This window comes from bacterium (assembly GCA_040755795.1).
Lineage (GTDB): Bacteria > UBA9089 > CG2-30-40-21 > CG2-30-40-21 > SBAY01 > JBFLXS01.
Map to the genome: position 1 here is coordinate 1 of JBFLXS010000160.1, position 8425 is coordinate 8425.

The 8425-nt window shown below is 34.6% G+C and carries 9 protein-coding genes; 5 read left to right on the top strand and 4 right to left on the bottom strand.

The annotated features are described in order from the left end of the window. Positions 1 to 191: 191 nt before the first annotated feature. The 3 genes from AB1414_11120 to AB1414_11130 all read right to left on the bottom strand — a co-directional run bounded on the left by AB1414_11120 (position 192) and on the right by AB1414_11130 (position 3057). On the bottom strand, positions 192 to 785 hold the full coding sequence (locus AB1414_11120) for a flavin prenyltransferase UbiX (GenBank protein MEW6607981.1): 594 nt from the start codon (positions 783 to 785) through the stop codon (positions 192 to 194). Positions 786 to 826: 41 nt separating this feature from the next. Then, on the bottom strand, positions 827 to 1513 hold the full coding sequence (locus AB1414_11125; protein ID MEW6607982.1) for a hypothetical protein: 687 nt from the start codon (positions 1511 to 1513) through the stop codon (positions 827 to 829). Positions 1514 to 1605: 92 nt separating this feature from the next. Continuing rightward, positions 1606 to 3057, bottom strand: a complete 1452-nt coding sequence (locus AB1414_11130; GenBank protein ID MEW6607983.1) for a menaquinone biosynthesis decarboxylase — start codon at positions 3055 to 3057, stop codon at positions 1606 to 1608. 198 nt (positions 3058 to 3255) lie between these two features. Between AB1414_11130 and rfaE1 the strand changes: the two genes are divergently transcribed. The 5 genes from rfaE1 to AB1414_11155 all read left to right on the top strand — a co-directional run bounded on the left by rfaE1 (position 3256) and on the right by AB1414_11155 (position 8036). After that, on the top strand, positions 3256 to 4233 hold the full coding sequence (rfaE1, locus tag AB1414_11135; GenBank protein ID MEW6607984.1) for a D-glycero-beta-D-manno-heptose-7-phosphate kinase: 978 nt from the start codon (positions 3256 to 3258) through the stop codon (positions 4231 to 4233). Beyond that, complete coding sequence (gene rfaE2 / locus AB1414_11140) at positions 4226 to 4717, top strand: D-glycero-beta-D-manno-heptose 1-phosphate adenylyltransferase (GenBank protein MEW6607985.1); 492 nt, start codon at positions 4226 to 4228, stop codon at positions 4715 to 4717. The genes rfaE1 and rfaE2 overlap by 8 nt, the downstream gene beginning before the upstream one ends. Before the next feature lie 216 nt (positions 4718 to 4933). Continuing rightward, on the top strand, positions 4934 to 5671 hold the full coding sequence (locus tag AB1414_11145; GenBank protein MEW6607986.1) for a hypothetical protein: 738 nt from the start codon (positions 4934 to 4936) through the stop codon (positions 5669 to 5671). 3 nt (positions 5672 to 5674) lie between these two features. Further along, positions 5675 to 6403 carry a 3-deoxy-manno-octulosonate cytidylyltransferase gene (gene kdsB, locus AB1414_11150; GenBank protein ID MEW6607987.1) on the top strand — a complete coding sequence of 243 codons (729 nt, stop codon included), beginning with the start codon at positions 5675 to 5677 and terminating at the stop codon, positions 6401 to 6403. A 16-nt stretch (positions 6404 to 6419) separates the two neighbouring features. After that, the gene (locus tag AB1414_11155) at positions 6420 to 8036 is read left to right on the top strand and encodes a CTP synthase (GenBank protein MEW6607988.1); all 1617 of its coding nucleotides are present in this window, start codon (positions 6420 to 6422) and stop codon (positions 8034 to 8036) included. Between the two features lie 96 nt (positions 8037 to 8132). On the opposite strand, the gene AB1414_11160 is transcribed toward AB1414_11155, so the two are convergent. After that, entirely contained in the window at positions 8133 to 8279 is a 147-nt protein-coding gene (locus AB1414_11160) for a hypothetical protein (protein ID MEW6607989.1), read from the bottom strand. Positions 8280 to 8425: the final 146 nt, after the last annotated feature.

The window sequence follows — 8425 nt, forward strand, 5'->3', positions numbered from 1 at the left end:
TTAGAAGAGAAACTTAAAAGCAAAGGGATTGACCCCAAAGTTCCTTGGCTGAACAACCACTCCTTAGAGTTTCAGTTCAAGTGACCAAGAAAAAAGTGGGAATAACTATCGGTTCGAAATAGGTGATCCTTGTATTCATCATTATTTATTTCCATGTTTTCTCTGTTACTCTGCGTCTCTGCGGTGAATAGTTACTGCGGATTTTTCCACTTAATGACGACATTAGTTTTTATTCCTAAATGGTCTAAAACCCTCGAAACAAGAAAATCAACTAAATCATTTATTGTTTTTGGGTGATGGTAAAAACCCGGGCAGGCAGGTAGGATTACAGCACCTGCCTGGACGAGTTCTAACATATTTCGCAGGTGGATGTAATTTAAAGGGGTTTCTCTTGGCACAAGAATAAATTTGCGTTGTTCTTTTAAAGCAACATCTGCGGTGCGTCCAATAAGATTATCTGATAACCCCGCCGCAATTCGACCTAATGTGCCCATACTACAAGGAATAATCACAAATGCATCAAAATAGTTTGAACCACTTATAAAATCAGGGCTTAAATCTTCACAATGAAAATAACTTATAGATTTTCCTTCTTTCCCCAGCAAATCTTCAGGTTTAAATTTTTTTAAATCTACTTTTAAATTTAACTCATCTTCAATAGTAAGAATAGAATTTTTAGATAGAGTAAGCAAAATCTCTATTTGCTTTTGTTGAACAAGTAATTCAAGTAATCTTTTCGCATAGATAATTCCACTTGCTCCGGTAATAGCAACAATTATCTTCATTTACAAACCCTTTTCATAGGTAAGCCCTATCTATCCTCATTTTACCTTTGTTTCTGTAGATTTTCAATATAGTCTTTAACTTTATTATACCAGATTTCAAACTCCTCTTTTACTTTATCTTTTGGATAGTTTCCATCATAGAAATATTTTATATGTAAGGTGGATATATAATTTTCAAATTCTTTCTGATATAGATTAGGGAGTCTCTTTTTAAGTTCACCCCATCTCTTTTCATCAGTAGATAAATATACCATTGAAGCAAATCTTACAGCATGAAATAAACTATTGAAAGCATTTCTGAAAAAGTGCTCTTTCCTTAATTTTTCTTTAATCTCTAATCCTAATTTCAGAATATCTTTCGCATTTTTCAATTCTGCTTTTGCTTCTTTATAGTTTGGCTTATTGGTATCCTTAGTCGCTTCCATTAAATACCTCCCATCCCCATATAAAATTTTATTAAAAACTAACACTGCATTAGCTAATCCATCTAATGACTCATCAATTCTATTGACTACAATATCAATCCAGTATGGGAAATTTAAGTTTGAAAGAGCATCTAAATAACCTCCGTAGCCCTTCTTTTTTTTAGTAAATATTAATAAGTCTAAATCTCTTGCATACTCAAGGCCATAGACAGAACTCCCAAATTGTATGATTTCTACTATATCAGGGTCGTATTTAAGTAATAGAGACTTTATTTGATTAGAAAATTCTTTATTTAATTTCAAGTTATGACTCCTCTTTTTATTCTTGATTTATTTTATCACAGAATTAAAGGCTCTGTCAACTAAAAAATGATGAAAACAGGTAACCGTTCACCTCACCACTTACTGATTACCATCTCTCCCCAGATACTATCTATTTTTCTTTTTACTGCCTTTGACATCTTTATATCTTGTGGCCATTCTCTCATAAAACCTTCTTCTTTAGACTTTTTGGTAGCATCAATGCCGACTTTAGAGCCTAATCCTGGATAAGGTGCGGCATGATTTAAGGTATCAACAGGTCCCTCAACAAATATAAAATCACGCTTGGGGTCAACATTATTTCCGATACGCCAGATAACCTCTTGCAAATTCTGGACATCTACATCTTCATCCAAAACAACAATTATTTTCGTGAACATCAATTGTCCTAATCCCCATAAACCATGCATTACCTTTTTGGCATGACCAGGATAACTTTTTTTAATTGAGACAAAGGCTAAATTATGAAATACCCCTTCAATGGGTAAATTTATGTCTATTATTTCTGGGAATATAAGTTTTATCAAAGGTAAAAATATTCGTTCTGTGGCTTTAGCCATAAAACAATCTTCCATAGGTGGTTTACCAACAATGGTTGCTGGATAAATAGGATTTTTTCGATGGGTGATACAGGTCAGATGAAATACCGGATATTTTTCTGGAAGTGAGTAATAGCCTGTATGGTCACCAAAAGGTCCTTCAAGTCGCAATTCTTCCGTAGGGTCAACATAACCTTCTAAAACTATCTCTGAGTCAGCAGGAATTTCTAAATCAATTGTTTGACATTGGGTAATTTCTACAGGTTTTTTTCGTAAAAATCCAGCAAATAGCAATTCATCTATTTCTTCTGGTAAAGGGGCAGTGGCGGCATAAGTAATTGCCGGGTCACCACCTAAACAAACAGCAACAGGCATCTTTTCTCCGACTTCTTTATATAATTGAAAGTGTTTTGCCCCAACTTTATGTGGATGCCAATGCATACCTGTAGTCTTTGAATCATACACCTGCATTCTATACATCCCCAGATTACGGATACCTGTTCTGGGATTTTTAGTAATAACAATAGGCAGGGTAATAAACTTACCTCCATCTTCGGGCCAGCATTTTAATATAGGTAAAATGCTCAAATCAGGATTATCAATAATTATTTCTTTACAAAGTCCTGCTGATACTTTCTTAGGAATGAATGAGGCAAATTGAGATACTTTAGGAATTAATTTAAGTTTATCTATTAAATTATCCGGAACTTCGGTATTTATAAGATTTTCAATCTCAGTAACTATTTTATTGAGATTTTCTACCCCTAAAGCCAATGCCATTCTTTCCATTGAGCCATAAGCATTTGTCACAACAGGAATTAAAGCCCCATCTACTTGTTCAAATAATAACGCCGGTCCCTGATTTTTACAGAATCTATCTGTAATCTCGGTAATTTCTAATATAGGACTAACTTTAGTCTTTATCCGTTTTAATTCTCCTATTCTTTCAAGTTCTTGTATAAATTCCTGAAAAGATTTATATGCCATTGTTAAAAACCCTCTTATTCTTTTATCGACATTTAAACAAGAAATCTTTAGAGTGACTGTCTGTTGTCAAAATCGGTCAAGTAAAATTTTGTTGACAGAATATAACCTTTGTGATAAAATTAGACAATAGACAGAATAAGGTTTCACAAATTACCATTCACCAGTTACTAATTACTAAAAGACGGAGGTTTTTGAATAATGGATAAATTAGCCAGGGAGATTGATAAATTTAAAGGTGTCAAAATATTAGTTATTGGCGATTTGATGATAGATGAATTTATCTACGGTAAAGTAGAGCGTATTTCACCTGAGGCGCCAGTGCCTGTGGTTGAGGTAACTTCAATTACCTATGCTCCAGGCGGAGCGGGAAATGTAATTAATAACATCTATTCATTAGGAGGGAAAATATATCCTGCTGGCGTAATCGGAGATGACGGAACCGGCAAAAAATTACTTACAGATTTTAAAGCAAAAGGAGTTGAAATTGATGGCGTAGTGATTGATAGCGAACGACCAACAACATTAAAATCAAGAATTATTGGTCATTCCCAACAAATAGTCAGGGTTGACCGCGAAGAACGTTCTAATATCGATGAATGGGTTTGTAAACAAATATTAAGTTTTTGTAGAATGGTCATCGAAGATATTCAGAGTATTGTTATCTCTGATTATGGTAAAGGAGTCATCAATGCAAGATTGTTAGAAGAAATTATCCCGCTGGCTAAAAAACATAATCTACCAATAATAGTTGACCCAAAAGAAAGTCATTTCTTGAATTACAAAGGAATAACAGTAATCACCCCTAATCTTAAAGAGGCAGAAAGTTTAACCCGTAAAAAAATAGTTGATGACGAATCTTTGATTAATGTGGGCAAAAGTATTTTAGCCCAGTTAGAAGCTAAAGGAGTCCTTATCACCAGAGGCGAAGATGGTATGACTCTATTTGAAGAAAATGGCGATGTGACGCATATCCCAACGATTGCTAAAGAGGTTTATGATGTTACGGGAGCTGGAGATACGGTTGTAGCGGTGATGGCAATGGCTTTAGGTGCAGGGTTGGATATGAAAACCTGTGCCAGATTATCTAATTGTGCCGCGGGAATCGTCGTCGAAAAAGTAGGCACCGCAACATTAAAAATAGATGAATTGCAGGAAAGAATTAAAAAACTTGAGTAAAATTAAAACCCTTGAGGAATTAAAAAATATAATATCCGATTTAAAAAATCAGGGCAAACAAATAGTTTTTACCAATGGCTGTTTTGATATTTTGCATTATGGTCATATAAAATACCTTGAAGAGGCAAAAACTTATGGTGATATTTTAATTGTTGCCATTAATAGTGATGAATCTATCAAAAAGATTAAGGGGGATACAAGACCTTTGATGCCTCAAGAAGATAGAGCCTATATCCTCTCTGCTTTATCTTGTGTTGATTATGTGCTTATATTTGAAGAGATTGAGCCGGTCAGAATAATTTCGGAGTTAATTCCCGATGTATTAGTTAAAGGAGGTGATTATCAATTAAATGAAATAAAAGGTCGAGAAATTGTCACCTCTGCTGGTGGAAAAGTATTGACCATTCCAGAAATTAAAGGTAAATCAACCACTAATTTGATTCAAACGATTATTGAGAGATATAAAGTAACTGGTAATTGGTAACTGGTAATTGGTAATTGGTAACTAATTACCATTCACCATTTACCATTTACCAAATAGGGCTTCACGAAATTAAAAGTAAGTAACGGATAACTAATTACCAGTTACCAGTTACCAGTTACCAGTTACCAAATAGGGCTTCACGAAATTAAAAGTAAGTAACGGATAACTAATTACCAGTTACCAGTTACCAGTTACCAAACAAATGGAGGTAAAAAAATGAATATAAATGTTGTGCAACAAGAATTAGCAACTATAGGAACACTACTCGTGGGAATGTTACTGGGGATATTTTTAACGGCTTTCGTCAGTTGGATTATAAGTAGCAAATTAATGGATGTTTTGACTAAAAGTAAAAAAGCGATGAAGAAACTCATTGAGATATTAAAAAGGGATTTAATTAACAAACAACCTATCTCAGTCGCCAGAATATATCGACTTATTCGTTCCGTAGGCAGACAAAAAGGGGTAAAATTAACGATGTATGTTCCTCCAGAAGTTCCGTTAGAAGATGTTGAACTTTCACTTAAAGAGGATGCGAAATTAGATTTACAACAAAAAGAAGAGTGTATCTTACAGATTGAAAAGATATTAGAGGAAATGGCGAACCAGAAAAAACCAACAACAGTACCTATAGAATTATCGGAATTGATTAAATCATTAAAAGAGAAATTCCAGAAAGGCGCGTTAGATGAACTGGGTGAAGAACTGGTCAAATTACAACTCTGGTATGAAACAACAGACCTTGACAAAAAGGCAAGTAATTTTAGATTACGAGTAGTTGCGGGAGTAACATTATTACTTTTAGTCTGGATAATTACAGGAATAATAACCTTTTTCACCGTATTCCCACAAGGTTATAATTGGTGGAGAGGATGGGTAATAGTCGTGTGTCCAGTGCTCGTCTTAACCCTATTTGCTTTAGGATATTTTAATATCTGGAAGGAACAGAAATAAAAGATGAAAATAGTGGGGATAATTCCCGCAAGATTTTCTTCAACAAGATTTCCCGGCAAACCATTGGCTAAAATATTAGATAAACCAATGATTCAATGGGTCTATGAAGGGGCGAAAAAATCTAAGACTTTAGAGGCATTAATTGTTGCCACTGACTCACAACAAATTTATGACAGGGTTAAAAACTTTGGCGGAGAGGTATTTTTGACCTTAAGAGAACATCAATCAGGAACTTCAAGAGTCGCGGAAGTCGCAGAACAACTTGATGTAGAAATTGTGGTTAATGTTCAAGGTGATGAACCTCTAATTTCACCTTCTGCGATTGATGAGGCAGTTAAACCTCTCCTGACCGACCCAATCATTTATATGACTACTCTTAAACACAAACTAACAGACCAAACTGAATTATCTAATCCTAATGTCGTTAAAATAGTTACGGATAAAGATGATTTTGCCCTTTATTTCTCTCGCTCACCAATACCTTTTTTTAGACATCAATTTCATTATGAGAATTATAAACATATTGGACTTTATGTTTATCGCAAGGATTTTTTATTAAAATTAGTTCAACTACCAGCCACTCCCCTTGAACAAACAGAAGGATTAGAACAATTACGGGTATTAGAAAATGGATATAAAATTAAGGTAGTTGAAACTGAATATTTATCAATAGGCGTGGATACTGAAGATGATTTAGAGAAGGTAAGAAAACAGGTAATCAGTAATTGGTAATCAGGAAAGAGGTAATATGACAAAATTTATCTTTATCACCGGTGGTGTTGTCTCATCTTTAGGCAAAGGCATTGCCGCCGCATCTATTGGACATATATTAGAAAACAAAGGTCTAAAAATCCGAATGCAAAAACTTGACCCATACATAAATGTTGACCCCGGCACAATGAGCCCTTATCAACATGGTGAGGTCTATGTTACGGATGATGGAGCAGAAACAGACCTTGATTTAGGACATTATGAGCGATTTACTAACTCAATTATCAATAAAGAAAGCAATATCACTGCCGGAATGGTTTATTATTCAGTCATAACTAAAGAAAGAAAGGGCGATTATCTTGGCAAGACTGTCCAGGTAATTCCACATATCACTGACGAGATTAAAGCGGGAATATTAAAACTATCCAAAGATGATGTGGATGTAGTTATTGGTGAAATTGGTGGAACAGTTGGGGATTTTGAAGGATTACCTTTTTTGGAGGCAATTAGACAATTCCGTAAAGATGTTGGCAAAGAAAATGTCCTTTATATCCACCTTACTTTAGTCCCATTTATAAGTGTCTCAAACGAAATTAAAACCAAACCTACTCAACATTCAGTTATGAAACTTCGTGAGATTGGTATTGCTCCGGATATTATTCTATGTCGAACGCAAAAACCCCTACTATCAGAACTCAAGGATAAAATTGCCTTATTTTGCGATGTGGATAAAGAGGCAATAATTGATGCCTATGATGTCAGTAGTGTTTATGAGGTTCCATTAATATTTAAAAAACAGGGGCTGGATAAGATTATTATAAAATTATTGAATCTTTCCCCACCTTATGAATCCATCCCTCAAGAAGAACAATGGAATAAGGTAATCAATATTATTAAAAATCCCGATTCATCGGTTAATATCGCTGTGGTTGGAAAATATATTCAGCTTCAAGATGCCTACAAAAGCATTGTTGAGGCACTAATTCATGGTGGTGTTCCTCATCAAGTGAAGGTTCATATTAAATGGGTTGATTCAGAAGAACTTAACACCCAAAACAAGATAGATAAAGCATTTAAAGATGTCAATGGGATATTAGTTCCGGGAGGCTTTGGATATCGAGGGATTGAGGGAAAGATTGAGGCAGTTTCTTATGCGAGAAGGAATAAAATACCATTTTTGGGAATATGTTTAGGGTTACAATGTGCGGTGATAGAATTAGCAAGAAATCTTGCTGGACTAAAAAATGCCAATAGCTCAGAGATTGACCCCAATACACCACATCCGGTCATCGATTTAATGGAAATACAAAAAGACACAAAAGAAAAGGGTGGCACAATGCGTTTGGGACAATATCCGGCTAAACTTGGACACGGTTCTTTTGCTCATAAAGCCTATGGTGAAGAGATAATCTCCGAACGACACAGGCATAGATATGAGGTAAATAATAAATATCGAAAAATACTATCAAAACATAATGTTATTTTTAGCGGGCTATCGTTAGATGATAATTTAGTTGAGATAATTGAGTTAAAAAAACACCCGTGGTTTGTTGCCACTCAATTTCATCCTGAATTCAAATCTAAACCGACCAATCCTCATCCATTATTTAGAGATTTTATTGGGGCAAGTTTAAAGGAAAGTAAGGAAGAGTAACAGTTCAGGTAATCCTTTACCGCAGAGACGCAAGAGTTCACAGAGAGGAAAATATTTTTTTTCGTGTTTTTCGCGTTTTTCGATGTTTAAAAAGGCTTAAAAACAGTAACCGTTCAGGCTATATATCAAAAGTGTCCGAAAGGAGATAAGAAGATAAGAGTGATATGGAGATAAGATAATAGAAATAGATTGAAATTTATAGAAATAGGTAGAAATTGATTGTGGAAAACAACAAATTTCCATAAATTTCTATTACTCGATGTTCAAGTTTTTTTAAGATTAAGTGGTTTATCCTTTTTTAACCGCAAAGAACGCAAAGAAATTAACCGCAAAGAACGCAAAGATTATAGTGCTCTGTTAAGATTGAATTTGCATGTTACTTAGGTAAT